Annotated in this window: 15 protein-coding genes and 3 pseudogenes; 13 read left to right on the top strand and 5 right to left on the bottom strand. The window is 59.5% G+C overall.

Annotated elements, in window-relative coordinates:
* Positions 1-351: 351 nt before the first annotated feature.
* The 3 genes and pseudogenes from QPL98_RS09815 to QPL98_RS09805 all read left to right on the top strand — a co-directional run bounded on the left by QPL98_RS09815 (position 352) and on the right by QPL98_RS09805 (position 5,315).
* Positions 352-1,410: an HlyD family secretion protein gene (locus QPL98_RS09815; RefSeq protein WP_011784165.1), complete on the top strand. Its 1,059-nt coding sequence runs from the start codon at positions 352-354 to the stop codon at positions 1,408-1,410.
* Between the two features lie 27 nt (positions 1,411-1,437).
* Positions 1,438-4,190, top strand: a pseudogene (gene rbbA, locus QPL98_RS09810) (ribosome-associated ATPase/putative transporter RbbA).
* A 3-nt stretch (positions 4,191-4,193) separates the two neighbouring features.
* The gene (locus QPL98_RS09805; RefSeq protein ID WP_011784164.1) at positions 4,194-5,315 is read left to right on the top strand and encodes an ABC transporter permease; all 1,122 of its coding nucleotides are present in this window, start codon (positions 4,194-4,196) and stop codon (positions 5,313-5,315) included.
* A gap of 46 nt (positions 5,316-5,361) precedes the next feature.
* On the opposite strand, the gene QPL98_RS09800 is transcribed toward QPL98_RS09805, so the two are convergent.
* Both QPL98_RS09800 and QPL98_RS09795 read right to left on the bottom strand, forming a co-directional pair.
* Entirely contained in the window at positions 5,362-6,426 is a 1,065-nt protein-coding gene (locus QPL98_RS09800; protein WP_223268867.1) for a phospholipase A, read from the bottom strand.
* Between the two features lie 239 nt (positions 6,427-6,665).
* Positions 6,666-7,034, bottom strand: a pseudogene (locus QPL98_RS09795) (transposase); the annotation flags it as partial.
* A gap of 141 nt (positions 7,035-7,175) precedes the next feature.
* Between QPL98_RS09795 and QPL98_RS09790 the strand changes: the two are divergent.
* The 3 genes and pseudogenes from QPL98_RS09790 to QPL98_RS09780 form a co-directional block, all read left to right on the top strand.
* Positions 7,176-7,503 (top strand): annotated as a pseudogene (locus QPL98_RS09790) (helix-turn-helix domain-containing protein); the annotation flags it as partial.
* Positions 7,504-7,579: 76 nt separating this feature from the next.
* Positions 7,580-7,876, top strand: coding sequence for a type II toxin-antitoxin system RelB/DinJ family antitoxin (locus QPL98_RS09785; RefSeq protein WP_031209720.1), 297 nt, complete (start codon positions 7,580-7,582; stop codon positions 7,874-7,876).
* Complete coding sequence (locus tag QPL98_RS09780; protein ID WP_011784161.1) at positions 7,869-8,153, top strand: type II toxin-antitoxin system RelE/ParE family toxin; 285 nt, start codon at positions 7,869-7,871, stop codon at positions 8,151-8,153. Before QPL98_RS09785 ends, QPL98_RS09780 begins: the two co-directional genes overlap by 8 nt.
* A 77-nt stretch (positions 8,154-8,230) precedes the next feature.
* Here QPL98_RS09780 and QPL98_RS09775 read toward each other — a convergent pair whose 3' ends face one another.
* Positions 8,231-8,665 (bottom strand): universal stress protein, encoded by a 435-nt coding sequence (locus QPL98_RS09775; protein WP_303293168.1) that lies wholly within the window; start codon positions 8,663-8,665, stop codon positions 8,231-8,233.
* 148 nt (positions 8,666-8,813) lie between these two features.
* Here QPL98_RS09775 and slyA point away from each other — a divergent pair, with 148 nt between their 5' ends.
* The 4 genes from slyA (at position 8,814) to QPL98_RS09755 (ending at position 12,727) form a co-directional block, all read left to right on the top strand.
* Positions 8,814-9,287 (top strand): transcriptional regulator SlyA, encoded by a 474-nt coding sequence (gene slyA, locus QPL98_RS09770; protein ID WP_053115220.1) that lies wholly within the window; start codon positions 8,814-8,816, stop codon positions 9,285-9,287.
* A 10-nt stretch (positions 9,288-9,297) separates the two neighbouring features.
* Positions 9,298-10,488, top strand: a complete 1,191-nt coding sequence (locus tag QPL98_RS09765) for an HlyD family secretion protein (protein ID WP_053115219.1) — start codon at positions 9,298-9,300, stop codon at positions 10,486-10,488.
* Positions 10,481-12,112, top strand: coding sequence for a DHA2 family efflux MFS transporter permease subunit (locus tag QPL98_RS09760; RefSeq protein ID WP_303293167.1), 1,632 nt, complete (start codon positions 10,481-10,483; stop codon positions 12,110-12,112). Before QPL98_RS09765 ends, QPL98_RS09760 begins: the two co-directional genes overlap by 8 nt.
* A gap of 219 nt (positions 12,113-12,331) precedes the next feature.
* Positions 12,332-12,727, top strand: coding sequence for an ectoine synthase (locus tag QPL98_RS09755; RefSeq protein WP_011784156.1), 396 nt, complete (start codon positions 12,332-12,334; stop codon positions 12,725-12,727).
* 99 nt (positions 12,728-12,826) lie between these two features.
* Here QPL98_RS09755 and QPL98_RS09750 read toward each other — a convergent pair whose 3' ends face one another.
* Positions 12,827-13,249 carry a TetR/AcrR family transcriptional regulator C-terminal domain-containing protein gene (locus QPL98_RS09750; RefSeq protein WP_011784155.1) on the bottom strand — a complete coding sequence of 141 codons (423 nt, stop codon included), beginning with the start codon at positions 13,247-13,249 and terminating at the stop codon, positions 12,827-12,829.
* A 221-nt stretch (positions 13,250-13,470) separates the two neighbouring features.
* Between QPL98_RS09750 and aupA the strand changes: the two genes are divergently transcribed.
* Positions 13,471-14,811, top strand: coding sequence for an alkane uptake protein AupA (aupA, locus tag QPL98_RS09745; protein WP_303293166.1), 1,341 nt, complete (start codon positions 13,471-13,473; stop codon positions 14,809-14,811).
* Positions 14,812-14,822: 11 nt separating this feature from the next.
* Positions 14,823-18,044, top strand: a complete 3,222-nt coding sequence (locus QPL98_RS09740; RefSeq protein ID WP_303293165.1) for an Ig-like domain-containing protein — start codon at positions 14,823-14,825, stop codon at positions 18,042-18,044.
* Positions 18,045-18,209: 165 nt separating this feature from the next.
* Here QPL98_RS09740 and QPL98_RS09735 read toward each other — a convergent pair whose 3' ends face one another.
* Positions 18,210-20,555 (bottom strand): LuxR C-terminal-related transcriptional regulator, encoded by a 2,346-nt coding sequence (locus tag QPL98_RS09735; RefSeq protein ID WP_303293164.1) that lies wholly within the window; start codon positions 20,553-20,555, stop codon positions 18,210-18,212.
* Between the two features lie 501 nt (positions 20,556-21,056).
* Here QPL98_RS09735 and QPL98_RS09730 point away from each other — a divergent pair.
* Positions 21,057-22,277 (top strand): alkane 1-monooxygenase, encoded by a 1,221-nt coding sequence (locus QPL98_RS09730; RefSeq protein WP_303293163.1) that lies wholly within the window; start codon positions 21,057-21,059, stop codon positions 22,275-22,277.
* Positions 22,278-22,333: the final 56 nt, after the last annotated feature.

Genomic DNA, 22,333 nt, shown 5'->3' with positions numbered 1-22,333 from the left:
CTGCTCGACGAATAAAAATTAAAAAGCATTTATAAACAGTTGCTTGGTGTATTTTTCACAGCCATCGCCGCTCAATACTACCCATTTTACTACCCATGGATAGAAACTCTATCTCTGAGCAGTCCGCGTAGTTACTACCCATGATTATAAACTGGGATAATAGGGAAACTGGGAATCTCGCCCGGATATTTGTTTGTCGACAAAAATGATGTGGGTCAGCCTAATTGCTGTGGTTCGTGCGTAAGGTACAGCTTCAGATGTGGGTCTACAAAGATCTCGCTCAGTCTCAATTCAATGATCAAGAATGAGTGAGCCAACTGGCGTGGAGCAATCCAAGACGTGAAAAAGTTCATGAAAGCAGGTATTCGAGGCGTCCCCGCTGCGATTGTCATTGGGCTGGGCGTTTGGGCCGGGTGGCATTTTCAACCGCAGGACTTGCCCGACGGATTCGCCGCCGGAAACGGTCGGATCGAGGCGGTTGAGATCGATATCGCGGCCAGGACCGCAGGCCGGATCCGGGAGATCCTGGTCAACGAGGGCGACTTCGTCCGCGCCGGCCAGGTCTTGGCGAAAATGGACACGGCCGTCCTGGAAGCGCAGCTCCGGGAGGCCGAGGCGCAGTTGCAACGGGCGCTCATCGGCATCGAGACCGCGCAAAGCCTGGTGACCCAGCGCGAGGCCGAGAGGCAGGCCGCCGAGGCGTTTATAGCCCAGAGGAAGGCCGAGCTCGACGCCGCGCAAAAACGGCTTGTCCGTACCCGGGAGCTCGCCTCAAAAAATGCCGCCTCCGAGGCGCAGCTCGATGACGACCGTGCCGCGGCCGCGGCGGCGAAGGCTGCGGTCGGTGCCGCGGAGGCGCAGGCGGCGGCCGCGCAAGCCGCCATAGGGCGGGCCAGGTCGGATGTCATTGCCGCGGAGGCCTCGGTGGAAGCGGCGCGGGCCACCCTCCAGCGCATTCAGGCGGATATCGACGACAGCGTGCTGAAATCGCCGCGTGACGGGCGCGTCCAGTACCGCGTCGCTCAGCCCGGCGAGGTTCTCTCCCCGGGCGGCGTGGTGCTGAACATGGTCGATCTCACCGATGTGTACATGACCTTCTTCCTGCCGACGGAACAGGCCGGGCGGGTCGCGCTCGGGGCCGAGGCGCGGCTCGTGCTCGACGCCGCTCCACAATACGTGGTCCCGGTCGAAATCTCCTTCGTCGCGGACGTCGCACAGTTCACGCCCAAGACGGTGGAGACGCAAGAAGAGCGCCAGAAGCTGATGTTCCGCATCAAGGCGCGGATTGCCCCGGACCTGCTCAGAGAGCACCTCCTCCAGGTCAAGACCGGCCTGCCGGGCATGGCCTATGTGCGGCTCGACCCGCGGGTGGATTGGCCGCCTGAACTGCAGACGAGACTGCCGCAATGAGCCGGGGGGAGCATGCACAGATCGAGGATGGCGGGGGGGGCTGCCGCGCCGGTTGCCCGCCTGCGGGATGTGTCCCTGCGCTACGGCAAGGCGCGTGCCCTCGACGAGGTCACTATCGACATCCCGGCGAACTGCATGGCCGGGTTGATCGGCCCGGACGGGGTCGGCAAGTCAAGTCTGTTGGCGCTGATCGCAGGCGCCCGCGCGGTCCAGACGGGACAGGTCGCAGTGCTCGGCGGCGATATGGCCGATGCGCGCCATCGCCGCCGAGTCGGCCCGCGTATCGCCTACATGCCGCAGGGCCTGGGACGGAACCTCTATCCGACACTCACGGTATTCGAGAACCTCGACTTCTTCGGGCGCCTGTTCGGGCATGACGGCGGCGAACGGGAGCGCCGCATCGAGGCGCTGACCGGGGCCACCGGGCTCAAGCCGTTTCTCGATCGGGCGGCGGGCAAGCTGTCCGGGGGATGAAGCAGAAGCTCGGCCTCTGCTGCGCGCTGATCCACGACCCGGACCTGCTCATCCTCGACGAGCCGACCACCGGTGTCGACCCCCTCTCACGACGCCAGTTCTGGGAGTTGATCGCCGGCATCCGTCGTTCCCGGCCCGGCATGAGCGTGCTGGTGGCCACGGCCTATATGGAGGAGGCGGCACGTTTCGACTGGCTGGCGGCGATGGACGATGGGCGGGTGCTGGCCAGCGACACGCCCGAAGGCCTGCTGCACAGCACGGAGGCGGAGTCGCTGGAGGCAGCCTTCATCCGGCTGCTGCCGGAAGACAAGCGCCGGGATTATCGGGCGGTCGAGATTCCGCCTCGGCCGGAAGACGATGGCGATGCCGCCATCGAGGCCCGGGACCTGACCATGCGCTTCGGCGAGTTCACCGCGGTCGATCATGTGAACCTGCGTGTCCCACGGGGTGAGATCTTCGGTTTTCTCGGCTCCAACGGCTGCGGCAAGACCACGACCATGAAGATGCTGACCGGCCTCCTGCCGCCGAGCGAAGGCCGCGCCTGGCTGTTCGGACACGAGGTGGACCCGCACGACCTCGCGACCCGGCGCCGGGTCGGCTACATGTCCCAGTTTTTCTCGCTCTACACCGAGCTGACGGTGCGGCAGAACCTGCAGCTGCATGCCCGGCTGTTTCACGTGCCCGTTGCCGAGGTTTCAGGGCGAGTGGACGACATGGTTGAACGTTTCGATCTGGCGGCTGTGATCGACAGCCTGCCGGGCCGGCTGCCCCTCGGCCACCGGCAGCGCCTGTCCCTGGCGGTCGCCATGATCCACAAGCCCGAGATGCTGATCCTCGACGAGCCCACCTCAGGTGTCGACCCGGTGGCGCGCGACTCCTTCTGGCGCAGGCTGGTCGAGCTGTCGCGCCGTGACGGGGTGACCATCTTCATCTCCACCCACTTCATGAACGAGGCTGAGCGCTGCGACCGCATCTCGCTGATGCATGCGGGCCGGGTGCTGGTCACCGACACGCCGGCGAATATCGTGCAGCAGCGGGGCGCAGAGACCCTGGAAGAGGCATTCGTCGCGCATCTGGAGGAGGCGTCGGGGGAGGGCGAAGGCGGAGAGGAGCAAACAGCGTCGCTCGATACGGTTAACGCGTCGGCAGGCCATGGCGAACCCCAGGGCTGGCGGCGCATGTTCGATCCCCGGCGCATGATCAGCCACGCCCGGCGTGAAGGGTTGGAGCTGCGCCGCGATCCCATCCGGCTGACGCTGGCGCTGCTCGGCAGCGTCATCCTCATGTTCGTGATGGGCTATGGGATCAGCCTCGATGTTGAGGATCTCACCTTTGCGGTGCTGGATCGCGACCAGACCACCGTCAGCCGCGACTATACGCTCAACCTCAGCGGCTCCCGGTACTTCGTCGAGCGGCCGCCGATCACCGATTATGCCGATCTTGACCGGCGAATGCGCGAAGGCGACATCAGTCTGGCGATCGAGATCCCGCCGGGCTTCGCGCGCGACATTGCCCGGGGCCGGCGGGTCGAGACCGGCGCCTGGATCGACGGCGCCATGCCGACACGGGGCGAGACCGTCCGCGGCTATGTGCAGGGGATTCATGCCCACTGGCTGGCGACCAAGGCGCGCGAGGCCGGCTACGGCGAGGCTTTGGCGGGGCTCGTCAATATCGAGACCCGGTTCCGCTATAACCCGGACGTCAAGAGCCTGGTGGCAATGGTACCGGCGGTGATCCCGCTGCTGCTCATGCTGATCCCGGCCATGCTCGCGGCGCTCAGCGTGGTGCGCGAGAAGGAGCTCGGCTCGATCACCAACTTCTACGTCACGCCCACTACGCGGCTCGAGTTCCTGCTCGGCAAGCAGTTCCCTTACGTGGTCCTGTCCTTCCTGAGCTTCCTGCTGCTCACGCTGCTCGCGGTGACCGTCTTCGGCGTGCCGCTGAAGGGCAGCTTCCTGACGTTGGCGGTGGGTGCGCTGCTCTATATTGGTGCCGCCACGGCCGTGGGGCTGCTGATCTCCACCTTCATGCGCAGCCAGATCGCGGCGATCTTCGGCACGGCAGTGCTCACCATCCTGCCGGCGGCGAACTTCTCCGGCATGATCGACCCGGTCTCGTCCCTGGAAGGGATGGGCCGGCTGATCGGCGAGGTCTATCCGACCACGCATTTCCTGACGATCGCGCGCGGCACCTTCTCGAAGGCCCTCAACTTCTCCGACCTGCATGGCGCCTTTCTCCCACTGGCGCTGGCCGTGCCGGTCCTGATCGGGCTGTCCGCCGCGCTGCTCAAGAAGCAGGAGCGATAGTCTATGCGCCTTGCCAATATTTGCCATCTCGGTGTCAAGGAGCTGCGCAGCCTTGTCCGCGACCCGATCATGCTGGTGCTGATCGTCTACGCCTTCACCGTTTCCGTCTACACGGCGGCCACGGCCATGCCGGAGACCCTCAACAAGGCGCCGATCGCGGTGGTGAATGAGGATCGCTCGCCGCTGTCCTGGCGCATCGTCAGCGCCTTTTACCCGCCGTACTTTGTTCTCCCCGAGGTGATCGAGCAGGCCGAGATGGACGCCCGCATGGATGCCGGCCTCGACACCTTCGCTCTTGACATCCCGCCCAACTTCCAGCGTGACCTGCTGGCAGGGCAGCGGCCCACGGTCCAGCTCAACGTCGATGCCACGCGCATGAGCCAGGCATTTACCGGCAGCGGCTATATCCAGACCATCGTCACCGACGAGGTGCGCGCCTTCGCGCAGCGTTATCGCGAGGTTCCGGAGTTGCCGGTCGATCTGGCGCTGCGGATGCGCTTCAATCCCCAGCTCAACAAGTCGTGGTTCGGCGCCATCATGCAGGTCATCAATAACGTGACCATGCTCTCCATCGTCCTCACCGGCGCGGCGCTCATCCGTGAGCGCGAGCACGGCACCGTCGAGCATCTGCTGGTCATGCCGGTCACGCCTTTCGAGATCATGAGCAGCAAGGTATGGGCGATGGCGCTGGTCGTCCTTGCCGCCACCGCCTTCGCACTGACTGCGGTGGTGCAGGGTTGGCTGTCCGTGCCCATCGAAGGCTCGCTCGCGTTGTTCCTGGTCGGGACTGCGCTGCATTTGTTCGCGACCACCTCGATGGGCATCTTCCTGGGCACCGTCGCCCGGTCCATGCCGCAGTTTGCCTTGCTGCTGATGCTGGTGCTGCTGCCGCTGCAGATGCTCTCCGGGGGCTCGACGCCGCGCGAGAGCATGCCGGAGGCCGTCCAGTACATCATGCTCGCCGCGCCCAACACCCACTTTGTAATGCTGGCCCAGGCCATTCTGTATCGTAGCGCGGGCCTCGCCACCGTGTGGCCGCAATTCCTGGCCATCGCCGTTATCGGGAGTACCCTTTTTGCCTTGGCCCTGACCCGCTTCCGGCGAACACTCAGCACCATGGCCTGACGGACCTGATGCATGGCAGCGTGGAGTTGCGCCGGGCACACTCCGACTAGAACCAGTTATTCAGCAGAATCCCCACGCCAAACCGCTCGATACGCTCGTTATAATCAATCAGACTCTCCCCATACCCGTTGTAGTACTGGAAAAAGCCCTTCATCGTATCCCCCATCGGGAAACTGTACCCGAACTCCACCGACGTCCGATTGGTAGAACGCATATTGTTCAAAAGCTTCAGCGAGAACGTGCGGTCCTCTGTCAGCTTGTAAACCGCGTGGTAACTACCATGTCCGAGATACTTCTCGATATCCGAGTTGTCGTCATCGCTGCCACTCTCCGGCAGCCGGAACCAGGGGTTAACCATAAACAGCCAGCGGTCATAGCTGTAAGCCGCGGTGCCCATGATCCGGTTCCAGCTGCGCGACCGGGGTTCTGATTGACCGTTAGACTGGTGATTGAAGCTCAGAGACACCGCACTCAGAGTGCCAGGCCCAAGATCCCAGTCCAGCCGGTGCCGGAAGAAAATCTCGGGCTCGTAGTTGGTTTCACGGAAGGGAGCGGAGTCTTTGGTGTTGTACACCTGCCAGTAGGACTGCTGGGTATAGCCAAACCAGAAGGTGGTTCGATCATCAAAAATGCCAGTCAGCAGTGGAATCTTGAAACTGATCTGGTATTTCGCCTCTTCCTCTTCCAGAGCGAAGTCATAGCCGGCGGGGCCCAGTCTCGGGCTGGTGGGCCTTGGGTTAGGGTCGTCCACATAGGTGAATGGCAGGATGTAGTTGGGGCGGTGGGTCACAAAACTGCCGGTGAATGAAAAAATTGCCTTCTCCGCGGTCAGGTAATTATCCACCAGGGCTGTCATCAGACCGGTGTCTGAGTCGTCCTCAAGAGCATCGCTGACGATCTGCTCCCGCCGGGCATCATCAGCCACCGGAATAGCGGCTTCCTCATCCGCCTGCTGTAACGTGTCTTCGTCCGCCGCTTTTCTGGCGGCAATGGGGTCATTCTGGGCGTCATAGCAGGCAAGTCGCTGGATGCCGTCCCGGATCAACGCACAGTTAACGGTTTCTTTCTGTTCATCCGGTGCAGCCTGAGCTGCCACCGTGGGGCTGGCCATCGCGAACATCAGCGTAAGCGCCCAGGCTGCTGAAAAACCGTAAGGATATCTTTTCATCGCGTCTTCTCAATTGGCAGCGGTCAGGCTGATCCAGGTGTTGGCAATGCTGCAAATCCGGACCCCAGCAGGCTCAATGCCAGCAGAAGAAAAATCAGCTTGTGCCGGATGTTAGCTTAACCGCTGGCTGACACAACCCAGCACAGGTACATAACGTCTGTTTCTTCGCCGTGAAGCAGGCTGCGAGCCTGGTGCATTTCCGGATCGCGTTTTCTGGCCCGGTTTTTCGTGGACGGCGATGCGGCAAGCAGCGTCGCGTCCACCACGGTGCCCTCGCGTAGCATCAGCCCCTGCCCAGCCAGATGAGCGTTGATCGCCTCAAACAGCTTGCCGGTGAGCCCTTCGCGCTCCAGCAATCGGCGACACTTGAGCAAGGTGGTCGCATCCGGTGCTGACTCCCGGCCAAGGTCAATGCCAACGAAACGCCGGATCGCCTGATTGTCGTAAATCGCATCCTCGATGCCTTGGTCCGAGAAGCCAAAGCACTGTTGGGGCCACTAACATACAGCCGCAACATTCGTCCCAGGCCCATGGGTGGGCGCCCCCGGCCCACCGCCTTTGGGGTAAAACGCTTCCAGTTACGCTTCCAGCGCATCCCACGGAGGCCTGCACGGTCCCCAGTTTGAGCGAACCGGCAATGTGAATAATGTCATCCCAGTGCTATTCGATCTTGTATTGACGCAACTCCGGGCCAGCTCATCAAAGAGTTCGACAACATGGGTGTGGCTATCCGGTTCCTCGACGATGGGATCAGCACCGAGGGGATCATGGGCAAGATGGTAGTCACCATCCTGTCGGCCGTGGCCCAAGCCCGAGCGTCAGCGCATACTGGAACGCACCAACGAGGGCCGCCTGGAGGCCAAGGCCAAAGGGGTCAAGTTTGGCCGTAAACCCAGGGTGGACAAGGATAGAGTCCGTGCCCTGCACAGCCAGGGAGTGGGGGCTACGGAGATCGCCAGGAGGTTAAAGATAGGCCGGTCAACAATCTATAAAATACTGGCATCTGACCAAACGCAGTGATTTTGCTAATATCTACAGCTTGACTGTATCGCATTTGAGATACAAAGTAGAGTTACGCATGACAAACGGAGAATTCATCATGGCTCACACTTCAATGCTGCACGTTCGTGTGGACGACGAGCTGAAGGCTGATGCAGCGGAAAAGCTCGCCAGCTTCGGCTTGACGGTATCAGATGCCGTCCGCATCCTTCTAACCCGCGTAACCAAAGAGGGCGGATTGCCCGTTGGGTTAACGGCTGATCCGGAAGCCCATGACGCCTGGTTCCGCGATAAAGTGAAAGAGGCCCTGGCTGATGCCCGACCTACCGTTCCTCATCAACAGGTAATGGATGAGGCACAAGCGTTGATCGACAGAAAGCGTCGCCGTGCCTGAACTGGAATGGCTGGAACTGGCTCGTACCGATCTGCTAGGGATTGTCGATTACATCTCTGATGACAATCCCGATGCAGCACAGCGCGTAAAAGATGATATCGAGATGAAAGCTGAAAAGCTGCCGGAGTTCCCCACAATAGGCCGCCCTGGTCGGGTTGAAGGGACCCGGGAACTCGTCGCCTGGTCGAACTATATCCTCGTGTACCAGGAGGATGCCTTGACGGTACGAATACTGCGCGTGTTACATGCTGCGCAGCAGTGGCCGCCAACCGATTAACACCTGAATCAAGGGCTTTCTCCTCAGCCTAGCCGGCGAAGACCTTGATGAAGACCCTGCGACATATTCCTTGACAACTACCGGTCCGCAACGGCCACCAGCAGGCTGCATGGCGCGTGGGCGAGCAGCGAAGCGCCGACGGAGCCGTGCCACCACCGGGCCATCGCGCTCTGTTCACGGTGACCGACCACGACCAGATCCGCGCCGACCTCGTGCGCCATTCGGCCGATCTCCTCGGCGGGGTTGCCCGCAGCGAGGCGCGTGTCGACGGAAAGCCCCGCCCGCCGCAGCGCTTCCGCGCCCTCCGTCAGCACGCGGCGCACTTCCTGATATTCTCGCTCCGGCAGGTCTGAGGGGGCCGCCGCTTCAGCGAGCGCGACACCCAGTTCATGGGCGACGACGGCGAGGAGATAGACACGAGCCTGGCAAAGCGAAGCCAGCTCGGCCCCCTGATCCAGCGCCTCACGGCCTTGCCGGCTGCCGTCATAGGCCAGGAGGATCGTCCGGTACATCGTGGTGCTCCTTTGTGTGATCGGGATGGATCGCCTTTCCCGGTCCTCTGCTCTAGACAGTGCAGCCTTCGGGTGCTACATCCCTCGCTATTTGATACATAGCTATCTATTGATTATAGTACAGCTACCTAATGATGCAGGCAATGAGATGACGAAGCCCCTCGACGATAAAGAACAATTCGGCCTTCGCCTCGGGCTGGTCGCCCGGCTGTGGCGCGCCGAAATCGACCGGCGGCTGGCCACCTTTGGCCTCACCGAGTCCCGCTGGTTGACCCTGTTACATCTCTCTCGCCTGCCCCAGGCGGCAACCCAGCGTGAATTGGCCGAGGCGGTCGGGGTGCGGGGGCCGACCCTGGTACGCACGCTGGACCGGCTGGAAGCCGAGGGGCTGATCGAACGCCGGACAGAAGCTAGCGACCGCCGCACCAAATCGGTTCACCTGCGCGCGGAGGCCGCCCCTGTTCTGGAACGCATCGAAGCAACCGCAGCGGCGGTGCGCGCGCAAATCTTCTCCGACCTATCCCAAGCCGAGGTAACGACTTGCCTGAAGGTCTTGGAGCAGATCGCCGGCAAGCTGGGCGGCACGCCAAGGGCGATGCGGCTTGCGGACGAAGACCGATGAGGGGTAGGCCGTGGACCAGCATGTGACCCATCTCGAACGCCAGGGCGACGATCCGGAAACCGATCTGCGCACAGTCCCCGACAAGGAGACGGAGGCTGGGTCAGAGGCGGTTTCACCTCCTGTCCGCACCCGGCCATGGCGACGGTATGGCGCGATTCTGGCGGCGCTGATCGTTCTCGGAGGAGGCGGCTGGTGGTTGTATCAGCAGTTCACCCATGTCTTTGTGACGGACGCCCGTGTCGCCGCGGACATTGTTGCCATGAGCAGCCGGGTTCCCGGTTGGGTGACGGCGCTCGAAGTGACCGAGGGGGATGCCGCGCAGAGAGGCAGGGTTTTGATGCGGATCGACGACCGGGAAAGCCGCCTCCGCGTCGAGGAGCTTGCCGCGCAACTCGCCGGGATTGCCCGCCGCCGCGAGGAAATCGAAGCGCGCATCGCTCTCACCGACCGTCAGACGCAAAGTCGTATTACCGCCAAACAGGCAGCGGTGAGGGCTGCGGAGGCCGCGTTGGCAGGAGCGACGGCGCAACGCGATCTTGCCAGGCAGGACAATGACCGGGCGGAGAAGCTGGCGCCGAGCGGCGCCATCAACCGTGCGCGCCTGGACCAGACGCGGGCGGCGCTGGAGACGGCAAAACAACAGGCGTTCAGTGCCCAGGCGGACTTGGAAAATGCCCGCGCCGCCCTTGCCGAGGCTGAAGCCGCGCGCGGGGAAGTCACGGTGCTCCACACCCAGCTCGCCGAACTCGGCCCGGAGGAACAGCGGCTGCATGCACAAAAGTCCCGGGCGGCGCTCGACCTCGAAGACCGCACCCTCGTCATGCCATTCGACGGCGTTGTGGACCGGGTCTTCGTGGACAAGGGCGAATACGTCACCCCCGGCCAGCGTTTGCTAATGGTGCATGACCCGCAGCGGGTGCGCGTCGAGGCGAACGTCAAAGAGACCGACATCCGATTCTTCCGGCCGGGAAAGACCGTGACGATCACTGTCGATGCCCTGCCAGGTCGGCGCTTCGAGGGCACGGTCACGCGCGTCGGGCAGGCCGCCACCAGCGAGTTCGCCCTGCTGCCCAACCCCAACCCGAGCGGCAATTTCACCAAGATCACCCAGCGCCTGCCAGTGCGCATCGCGGTGCAGCAGGACGGCGGCGAACTCAAGCCGGGTATGATGGTGGAGCTGGAGGCGAGAGCCGATGACTAGCGCGCCCCGGCCGGACAGTATCGAGGGGCTATTCGCCCGCTTCGGCCCGTCCTATCGCTGGCTGGTCACGGCGACGGTCATGATGGGCACGATCGCCACTATCCTGACCGCCACCATCGTCAATGTAGCCCTGCCGGATATCATGGGCGCTTTCGGCATGGGCCAGGACAAGGCGCAACTTCTCTCCACCGGCTTCCTCGCCGCAATGACCGGGACCATGCTGCTGAATGCCTGGATGGTCGAGACCCTCGGCCAGCGCGCGACCTTTATGCTGGCGCTAACAGTCTTTATCGCCGCCTCCGCCATGGGCGGGCTCGCCCCCGCCGAGGGCGTGCTGATCCTGGCCCGTGTTTTACAAGGCGGCGCGGCCGGCATCCTCCAGCCGCTCGCCATGCAGACGATCTTCCTGGTCTTCCCGCCGGAGAAACGCGGGTCGGCCATGGGAATTTACGGCATTGGTGTGGTGCTGGCCCCGGCGCTTGGCCCGACGCTTGGCGGCATCATGGTCGACAGCTTCAGCTGGCGCTATGTCTTCTTCATGGCCGTGCCCTTCTGCTTCATCGGCCTGTTTATGGCCGCGATCTTGATGCCGGGGCGCGCAACCTCCGGTCCGCCGCGCAAATTCGACTGGATCGGCTTTGGACTGATGACGGTGTTTCTCGTGACCCTGCTCAACGGGTTGTCGAACGGGCAGCGTGACGGCTGGATCTCCGACCCCATCCTGCGCGACTTCGCCATCGCCCTGGTCGCGGGCATCGGCTTCATCGTCTGGGAGCTGCGCACGTCCGCACCCATGCTCAATCTCAAGCTCTTCACGAACCGGGTCTATGCGGGCGCCTCCGTCGTGGCCTTCATTTTCGGAGCAGGCATCTTCGGTTCGACCTTCCTGATCCCGCTGTTCGTCCAGACGATCCAGGGCTACACGCCGACCCGCTCGGGCCTGCTGCTAATGCCGGCGGGGCTGATTCTGGCCCTGGTCTTCCCCATCGCGGGGCGGCTGACTGACAGGACACCCGCCTATGCCACGGTCATGTTTGGGCTTGTGATTTTCGCGTTGTCATCGTTTCTTATGAGCAACGTGGATACCAATACCTCGTTCTGGCTGTTCGCCTGGTGGATCATGCTGGGGCGTATCGGCCTTGGTTTCATCATGCCGAGCCTGAACGCCGGCGCCCTCAAGGCGCTCCCCATGACGCTACTCAGTCAGGGCTCCGGCGCCATCAACTTCGTGCGCCAACTCGGCGGGGCGTTTGGTGTCAACCTGCTCTCCATCGCTCTGGAGCGGCGATCTCAGCTCTACGTAGACAGCTTCACGGCGGCACAGCATGCAGGCAACAGTGCAACGACCGCTATGCTGCACGAAGTAACCGGCTTGCTTGCACAGGCTGGCGTGCCGGAAGCGATACGCCAGGCCGGGGCGATGAACTATCTTGGCCGCGTGATCTACAGCCAGGGCAACATGCTGGGGTACCGGGACAGCTTCTTTATCGTCGGCGCGATCTTCCTGGCCGCCCTTGTTCCGGCGCTGATGATGCGCCGGAGGTCCACGCCTCCGGCGCTGCAGGCAAGTGAGGCCATGCGTCACCCGCCATCGTCGCAGAACGCGATCCAGCAGAGTCGGTGACGCACGTGTCAAGGGGCCACCTCACGAAACGGAAAATAGCGTACGTTAAGCCTCTCGCGGCGTGCGGAGCGGGCCACACCGGGCAATGACAGCCGGGAAGCGCTAGAGGGGTATGACCAGTGGCAGGAGGAAAGGGCCACTTGAAATATATAGATGCCTAATGTTTATACTATAAAGTTGTTTCACCCGATTCTGACCAACCAACCATGAGATACGCCCATGAAAATCGTTAAAGTTCAGGACATCATTGGTACCGAGCGTGAAGTCAGCGACAAGCAGTGGACCAGCCGCCGCCTGCTGCTCAAGAAGGACGGAATGGGATTTTCCTTCCACGAAACCATCATCAAGGCAGGCTCCGAGCACACTTTCTGGTACAAGCACCACCTGGAAGCCGTTTACTGCGTTGCCGGTAACGGGCGCATCAAGGACCTCGCCACGGGTGAAGTTCACGAGATTACCGACGGTACCCTCTACGCCCTGGACAACCACGACAAGCACACCCTGTACGGTGGCACCGAGGACATGCGCCTGATCTGCGCCTTCAACCCGCCGGTGACCGGCCAGGAAGTCCATGACGAGGACGGCGCCTACCTGTCGGACAGCAGCGATAACTGATCCGACTGACTGCCGATCTGATCGCTGGGACACTGCCAGAGCGACTGCTGGCGGTAGCGCTGTTGCTTTGACTGGTACGTCCATGCCGGCGAATCCAGATCATGCCTGGACACCTTTATTGATGACACCGTCCATAGCGATCTGCCAGATAAAATCACCAATGGCGTCGAGTGAATGGACTCCGTTCCGGTCGAACCAGGTTGCAACCCAGTTGAGCGCCCCAAGGCCGATCAGGCGAAGCAAACGGCCGTCAACATTCTGCCGGACCACGCCCTGCGCAATCATTGTTTCGAGGATACCGGCCCACAGGGACTCGTACTGGTCACGCAGTTCGATGATTTCCTTACTAGCCTCCGGGCCCAGCGCCCGCCATTCAAACAACAGCACGTAAACCGCATCCGAACCTAACAACAGGGCTCGCAGATGTGCGTTGATACAAAGACGCAAACGCTCAACCGGGTCGTCCGAGCTGGCGTAAGCCGACTCGACCTCTGCGGTAACCAGGTCGACTCCCCGGCGCATCAGCTCGACAAGCAGCGCTTCGGCAATCTACTTGAGCGACGTCCTTTCAAAACCTTTCTCACGAAAAAGCCTGGCTGAGTTAAAGACGATCTGTGGCGTCAAGAGGGCCAATGTTCCGAAAAAACAGTTTAAGTAAGCTTTTTTGCTGAACAGCATCTGACCGCCTCAACAAGCGCTGTATAGATGTACTGACCACAATAACGAGAAAACGGAGCATACTAATGCCTAAGACTCCCCTTTTTACTAAGGGCCCTACCTCTTGCCTTGCAATCGCAATTCTGTCCGCTGGGGGTTCTTTTCCCACTCAGGCCAGCATGGGCAATATCGGCACCACCTACGGGGTAATGGCAGCCGACGTGGCTACAGCGCAATCCCTGTCTATGTTCAACGATCAGGTGTCTGCCACTTACTATAACCCGGCTTATCTGACAAAAGATCCCCGGGGAGAGCTGACCCTAGGCCTGCTTCATGCAGAACAGGAACTGAGAGCGGATGGCCCCCTGCGGGATGGCGACGTACTCGCCGACTCACCGAGTCAGCATGTGCTCATCGGCATGAAAACAAATCTTTCTTCCTTGACCCGTTTTAAGCACCCCATTTACTTTGGCTTCATCGCGGGAGTAGAGAAGTATGGCAAGGAACTGCTGGCCTTCAGTTCAAACACATCAGAAAGCGGCCAGTTCATGGAGTATGGCAGGGAACCCCTGTTCCTCAATATCGGTGGTGCCACCAACATCTGGCGAGGTATTGACGCCGGAATCTCGGCAAGAGTCACCCTCGAAGCCACAGCCAAGCTGGATACGTTATCGAACCTGGCCGGTGAGACACGACGTGAGCGCCTGTCAGTCAATGCCGAACCCTCTGTAAAGTCGATTCTCAGTACCTCCATCGACTGGGGCAAAACTTTCTGCCCTGAAAGCGGCTGTTGGTTGAGCGGCTGGGAAACGGCCCTGGCTTACCGCGCAAAATCATCGGCTTCCACCAGTGTCGACGCAAACGTCATTGTCGACCAGACGATTCCCGACCCGGGGCTTGCGCTTGCGGTCACCACGATCGACTCCTTTCAGCCGGAAACCTGGGTCATTGGTACCCAGTATCAGGGTGACGGCTGGCGTATCGGGGGCAGCGTAGAACAACAGAACTGGTCAGAACTGGAAGATGAATTTGCCAGCGACACCATCAAGGATCAGAACCGCCTCTCCCCTGCTGCCCGCATGCAGTTTGACGACACCCTGATTCCCCGTCTCGGTGGCGAGTTTATGCTGAACGATAACTTCAGTTTGCGTGCCGGCGTCGCCTATGAAGAATCCCCTCTGAAAACCACCCGAAACCCGGAAATCAACTACCTGGACACAGACAAGATTTCTGTCGGGCTTGGCTTAAGCGCCACATTCAACCGCACCCGTCTTCTGGCCTACCCCGTTCGCGTGGACCTTGGTTACCAGTACCAGAAGCTGCAAGAGCGTGATTTCACCATTGTCGACTATAACGGCAATGAAGAAGACGTTACCGCAGACGGCGACATTCACGTGTTCAGCGGTTCGGTTACGCTGAAATTCTGAAGAGGTGCGGCATGAAAAAAACAACCATTGCATTGATTGTCACCACAGCACTCGCAGGCTGCGGGGGTAGCGGAGACAAGCAGACCGTTACCCGGGCTCCGACACCCGGATCGCTGACATTTACCTATCCGGCTGACAGTACGTCCCCCGGCGGCGATCAGCCCGGTGTCACGTCCACCGTCCCCACAACAGCACCGGTCTTCCTGCGCTTCAACAAGTCCATCGATACACCGCTGACTGACCTTCCCGATGTCCTGGTCCTGAAGGATGCCACCGGGAACGAGGTTACCCTCACCGACGTGATGTTCACTGGTGAAGACAAGATGGGGCTGGCGGCAAAGCCGGACACGGCGCTTGCGCCGGGAACCAGCTACACCCTGACCGCAGAGGGCCTTGAGGTTGGCGGCACACCGGTGTCACTGACCGCGGATGGCATCCGATTCAGGACAGCACCGGCCACATCCGGCCCGATTCTGAGCCAGACCGAAGGCACCGGATTTGAACTGGCGCGGACCATTCCGGACGGAGGAAGCGACTACCCCGTCACGGACTTTACGTCATTCCGGCTTCAGTTTACCGAGCCCGTCGACCCGCAATCGGTGGTTTACGGCGACACCATCCGCCTGACGGACCAGGCCGGTGAACCGGTGAATGCCGAAGTATACGTCAGGGGTCACCGGGTCACGGTGGACCCGGAAGGCTACCTGGACCCCACCAAAACCTATACCCTGAAAGTGACTACCGGCATCAAAAGCGCTCTGCTCGATGATGCCCTGTCCGAAGATCGCACACTGACCTTCAACCCGATCGACTCCCGCTCCCCGACGGGCAAGCGGCAGATTATGGCCCAGGCTGCTGAAACCCTGTCTGGCCAGCTACCGCTGACGGGCGAGGATTACAACTCGGTGAACCTGAGTTCTCCCCTTCTGGGCCCGGACAACCCGACGGCCGTCACCGGCACCGTGTTCGCGGAGCTGGGTTTTATTCCCAAATTTGAAGCGGCCGGCCAGAGCATTCCCCTGAGGATCGACCGGGGCACCCTGCTGACCGGGAGTTCCGTAGTGGTCAAGGTCGCCGGTGCCGTACCGGCCGGGTTTGAATCCGACGCCGTCGAGGTTCGCTTTCTCTCGGACGCCAATGGCTTCCTGATGCCCAATCCCTACACCGATGCAGTGGATGCACCCCGATCGCTCGAACTCTACGTCGATATGGCCCTCAATACCGGGAACACCATTGCCAACGGTGCCCTTGGCCAGCAGCTCATGCACGTGCAGCTGGTGGGTACCGCCATCGTCGAGGACGGCAAGCTGAGCATCGAAGCCGTTGGCGTTATTGAGCCGGACGTGATGGGCATTGACACGGCCTCAGGCCTGATCTCCTTCAAGCTGAACGGCTTCCGCAACGTCGAAGATGCCCCGCTGCAGGCCGGCTTCGCGGACACCGAAGCGCCCTTCATCAAGAGCTGGGTGCCCGGGGATGATAATCAGGACAAGCTTCGCCCGGGCGATAATCTGGTGGTCTACTTCAACGAACCGCTGCTCCCCTCATCCATCCATTCAGACAACATTCAGCTGGAAAAGAATGGAGTACCGGTTGATGCGAACCTGAAAGCCAATGGCGGCAGTGTTGTCATTGATCCCGTGGAGCCGTTGGAGCATGGTCCGGCCTACGTTCTCAGGCTCAATCCCGATGGTGCCTCGTCGCAAAACGGGTCCGGTTTGCGGGATCTGGCCGGAAACACCTTTGCCAGCCAGGTTGCCCTCCCCTTCCAACTCAGCCCGACCGAACCGGGCACGCCAACGGACCAGTCACCGCTTGCCCTGATAACCCACCCGGGGTTCCCCTGTGCCAAAGATATTACCGATACGAATGTCAGTAATGGTAACCAGGGACGTTGTACCGGGGGCAAAGACGATGACGACCTGCTACCCATTGGTCAACTCGAAACCGACAAGCCCATTATCGTCCGTTTCTCCCAGAACATGAACCCGGAAACCATCATCCCCGGCGACAGTCTGACCGTTGAAAGGCAAACGGATACTGGCCAATGGGAAGAACTTGGTACCTCCGAATACACCCTCACCACCGAGCCACGGTCCCTGACCATTACGCCCCTGGTTCCATGGGAGACAGGCAGGCTCTATCGCTATACGCTGAATGCCGCCAATGATGACAACTCAGTGATAAAGTCAACTGAGGGGCTGCCACTGCAAACCGTCCTGCTCACCCAGGGCAAATGGGATGCAGCCCACAGAACCGAGGGCGGCACGGCGCTGGTGAACTACTTCACCGGTATCGAGAAAAAGAATGCCACCTACCTGCCGCTGAGAAACCTGCCGGCGGCCGATGCCAATGCGGATCTGGACTATACAAAAGATCTTGAGGCCGGCTCTCAAGCAGGAGAAAGCGTTGCCAACGCGGTAGGCCTGGCATCCAATGGGGTCAGCTCACTGGATCCTCCTCAACAGGATTCTCTTGTTGTTGACGCTAACATTGGATGTGGATTCGCCACAGAGCAAGAAGGAGGAGATGGATCCCCCGACATCTGCCCCGAAGACAAGTTCATTTATCTGACAGCCATGCTCGATACCATCGTAGCAGGACAGCCGGACGACCAGGGCCGGGTACCGGTGGAAATTCTGCCCTCTGTGTTAGCCACCACATCCAGCGATGTGTGGGTCAAAATAGATACTCAACTGCTGGATGCGTTTGCAAGAATTGGGCTTGCAGACACCGGCATTGAGGCCGAAGAACTCATCCCGACCGGCCCGCTCATGATGCGCATGAGGTACCCAAGGGATGCCAGTGGCAATGTCGAACCGCTGAATGGCTTTCTCTATACCAATGATCAGGGTCAGTTTACCTTCGAGCTTAATCTGGACGTATACCTGGATGCCCCTTACCTCAATCCAAGCATTGGGCCGGCCTATCTTGACCATAACCTATACAGCTATCCTCTTGATTCCTTGACGGTAAGAGGGCCGGTGATATTTCTCCAGGATGGCCGTATACAGATCAAACTGGCCAATGTCGAGGCAGTCCCGATTGACGTTGAAGTGCGAGGAGATATTACGCTCACATCGGACAACGTCGATGGCCTCTGCAGCTTGGTTCCTGACCTTTGTAACCCGATCATCGATCTTCTGGGACTGAACGCAGACACCGTCATCCATCTTGAAATCCCGCAAGAGATGCTTTCTCTCACCTATCTCTCACCAACGACACAGCAGTAACCCCAAAAAGCCCTGGCTTACCAGCCAGGGCTTTTTGTTTGCCCGGCGAAGCCGGGCCGCCTGCCAGCGCCGCGAAAAGGTGGCACTCTCTGCCCATACACCCCTGCCCATACACCCCTGCCCATACCCCGGCTCCGCAACCAGCAGAGCACCGGTTACGTCTCACTATAAGAGTCCGCGCAGTCGCGCTTCAGTGACCGCCTGAACCCGGTTGGTTACTCCAAGTTCGCTGAAAATCTTCTTCAGATGCCATTTGACAGCATCCTCGGTCACAAGAAGCCGCTCAGCGATCGCTTTGTTGGTCATTCCATTACTTATGCACTTCAGTATGGAAATCTGCCTGACCGTGATAACGGAGTCGGTATGTCCCGGTACCGGTGCAGCGCTGAGGTCGCCTGCCCGGACTTCCGGGTCCTTTGTAGTGGCTGCTTCAGCGGTGTCCGGCAGGTCATCAAAAAGATTCCGGGCAAGGGGACTCAGGGAAAGCAGCGCTTCTTTTATCCACAGCGGTGTAAAGTGGCAATTCAGATGCTCCGCATGCAGGTTGGCATCAAGCATCATGCGCTTCGCCGGTTTTGAGGAACCGAGGGCAAAGGCTGCCAGGGCCTGGCAATACTGAGCGGCGACCCTGGTTCTGGCATCTGAGATGGCACTGGCAGCCTGAAGCGCCTCTCTGGCATAGTTCCCGGCCACACCAAACTGCTTCCCAAGCCTTAGCCTGTACATTGAGCGCACTAAAGCAATGTGCGCCTGAATGGCCCGGTTTTGATTCGGCGTAAATGTCAGCTCGGATTCATCGGGAAGTATCGGTGGCTCCAATTCCTCGTTGTTCAGGAGAGTGAACTCAGCCAGCTGAACTTTCGTCAGGATATTGAGGCGCGGGAGCTCGCGCTCGCTGGCGGCCAGGCGGGCTTGCTCCAACAGGGCCATGGCTCTGTCCCGGAATCCCTGGTGGTACAGCAAACGGCTGCATGCCTGTGTGCATCCACACAGAATGTCGGTAACGCCATAATTCAAGGCGAAATCAAAGGATGCCTGTGCAGATTCCGGGGAAACCAGGTGATGATCCTGTTCGAGCAGGATTTGTAACTCAAGAACACCAAGCATCTTGCTTAAAAAGCTTTTTGGTACGCCAATCTTTTCTGCGGTTTTATTCGCCTGACGCAACAGGTGCATTGCCCGGACCATGTCGCCTTTGAACAATTCTGTCTGAATTTCCGCCGTTTTAAGCCAGATAAACGCGTAGAATTGATTGGATGACTGATTGACCACAGCCGCCTTGTGCAATAATTCTTCTAACTCTTCAAAGCGGCGGTCGCTGGAGGCAATGAATGCCTGGCATGTAAGGGCCGCGCCTTTACCCACCAGGTTGCGATCGCCAAAGGCGTCAATCCACTTTTCACAGAGCGCCTGACTCTCCGGCAATTCATCGTGTGTGGCTTTACCTATTGCCTTAACCAGTTCCCGCCACCCTTCCTCATCAAGGCTGCCCAGCCCCCTGGAAATCGGATGGCGGGAACTCGCCAGCATTTCCTCTGCCTGCCGCGCTTGCTGGCTGAAATACAGAGTCCAGGCATAGCCTATGCTTAAGGAAGCGATTTTTTTTATCGTGCGGGCCGGCACCTTTTCAAACCATGTGCGAAGCACTTCGATTTCACCTTGCCGGAGCGCCACGTCCAGAATAATGCTGTCACTGACCACGCGCGCCCAGCGATGGTCACTGGCTTCCAGGGCGACGTTGATTGAATGGAGGTACTCCCCCCTGCGCCAATGCCAGAAGGCGACGCGTTTCAGTACATACGAACGGCGCTCCCGTTGAGTGGCGCTAAACACACTGCGCAAATACTCTCTCAGCACAGGGTGCATGGTCAGGCGCTTGCCGGAGGAGGCGGTGGGGGCTAAAAGTGCAAATTTTTCGTTAAGAAACGAAATTTCCTGATCAGCCTGTTGCGTTTTATAGACATAGTCATAGCATTCAGCGCTGATCTCCTCGAGCATCGCTGCGTTGCAAACAAACCTTCGCGCATTATCGGGTAGCACGGACAAGAGATTGTCCCTGAAATACGAGCGGGTTTCCGGCCAGGATGCGGGCGGGAGGTCCGGGTTCGGGGTTTGGCACATCAGCCTGACGAGTGCGGGCCATCCGCCGGTGGCTTGTATCATGTTGCCTGCTTCGAGGCCATCTATACCCGTTACCTCACCAAGCTCCTCCAGCTCCTCTTCTGTAAAGGCAAGCTCATCAGCACCATAGGTCACAACACCCGTCATCAGCGACAAACGTGGCAACGCCCCGGTGCTGCCAGGCGCAATAAAAAATTTTACATTGCCCGGTGTTTCGCAGATCAGATCCTCAATCAGATCCCCGTTATCTGCCCCTTCACCGGGCCCGTCAAGGCAAATTCTTATGGTCTTTTTTGCATTGAATAAGGCATCCCGAAGCGCTTCGATGGTGTCGGTGTCGCTTTTCAGCGCTCCCCGGGATTCAGGTCCTTCAAGCTGATATAAAACCAACGCCGCAAACAGGCTGTCAGTGACATCCCGTGCGTCCGGGTACGATCGTCTATTGATATAGACGGCACTCTCGTGTTCCGGATCGCGGATGTTCGCTGCCAGGGCTACCTGTACAGATTTTCCGTAGCCCGGCGGAGCCCGGTACAGAACGACTTTTGCTCCAGGCACCGCGGAAGCACTCAGGCGCTGGCGGTCTGTACAGCCTTGAGTAATGAAACGCTGACGACCCCACATCCGGGCGGACATCTTTCTGCACCAATCTTCCAGGCTATGGCGTGTCATGACAGTCAAGTCTCCTGCTTTGCCACCCCGGAACGCGCCCGCGCCAGGGCATGACGCATATCGACAGATCTCTGACCCAAACCTACCCGTTCGGGTAGTTGTTTGACCCCAGGTTATAGCCAATCCTGTAACTGTATACAACCGGCCCGCTCATCTGAGTGGCCCGGTCAGAACAAGATGTAAAAAGATGATGAATCCGATAACAATAAGGTGATCCTGATGTCAATGTCAGAAAATGTACTAACAGAGTCCCTTCAAAGGGACCCTGGTGCCGAAAACTATGTGGACAGAAAGCGCCACCTGTGGATCCTTTCTGTGCTGTGGCCAGCAACACCTCTTATAGGCCTTTATCTGGTCGCCCAGACCGGATGGAGCATCTGGTACGGATTGGTGTTGATCCTTTGGTATGGCGCAGTTCCCTTGATTGATGCCATGTTTGGAGAGGATTTTTCCAACCCCCCCGAGTCGGCTGTGCCTCGGCTTGAACAGGATCGTTACTATCGGGTACTGACCTACTTGACGGTTCCTATTCACTATGCCGCCTTGATTGTCAGTGCCTGGTGGGTATCCACGCAACCAATGAGTGTTTTCGAGTTTCTGGCATTGGCCCTTTCCCTGGGAATCGTGAATGGCCTGGCTCTGAACACAGGCCACGAACTCGGCCATAAAAAAGAGACGTTTGACCGCTGGATGGCCAAACTGGTTCTCGCCGTGGTCGGGTACGGCCATTTCTTCATTGAGCACAATAAGGGGCATCATCGTGATGTGGCAACACCGATGGACCCGGCGACATCCCGCATGGGCGAGTCCATTTACGCATTTTCATTGCGTGAAATTCCCGGTGCTTTCAAGCGGGCATGGACGCTGGAAGAGCAGCGCCTGAGCCGTTGCGGCAAAAGTGTCTGGAGCCTGGAGAACGAAGTGCTTCAGCCGATGATTCTGACGGTCGTGCTGTATGCCGCATTGCTGGCGTTTTTTGGTCCGTTAATGCTGATCTTCCTGCCCATCCAGATGGCCTTTGGCTGGTGGCAGCTGACCAGCGCCAACTACATTGAGCATTACGGATTGCTGCGCGAGAAGATGTCGGATGGACGTTATGAGCGTCAACAACCGCACCACTCATGGAACTCAAACCATATTATGTCGAACCTGATTCTGTTTCATTTGCAACGACATTCCGACCATCACGCCCATCCTACAAGGTCCTATCAATCGCTTCGCGACTTCAAAGACCTGCCTTCCTTACCATCGGGATATCCCGGAATGTTCCTGGTCGCAATGTTTCCCTCATGGTTTCGGTCGATAATGGACCACCGGGTGCTGGATTGGGCTAAAGGAGATCTCGATAAGATTCAGATTCAACCCGGCAAGCGTGAATTCTATGTGCGTAAATTTGGTGGGACTGATTCTGAATCAGTCGATACCGCAGCGTCTAAATGATCGGCTAATTAGAACTTATATACGTCGTTTACTTTATTTACGTTGCAGAAAAAGAG

This window comes from Marinobacter sp. ST-43, assembly GCF_030541085.1.
Classification (GTDB): domain Bacteria; phylum Pseudomonadota; class Gammaproteobacteria; order Pseudomonadales; family Oleiphilaceae; genus Marinobacter; species Marinobacter nauticus.
The sequence above is the reverse complement of the archived record's forward strand: the minus strand, read 5'-3'. Positions and strand labels throughout refer to the sequence as shown.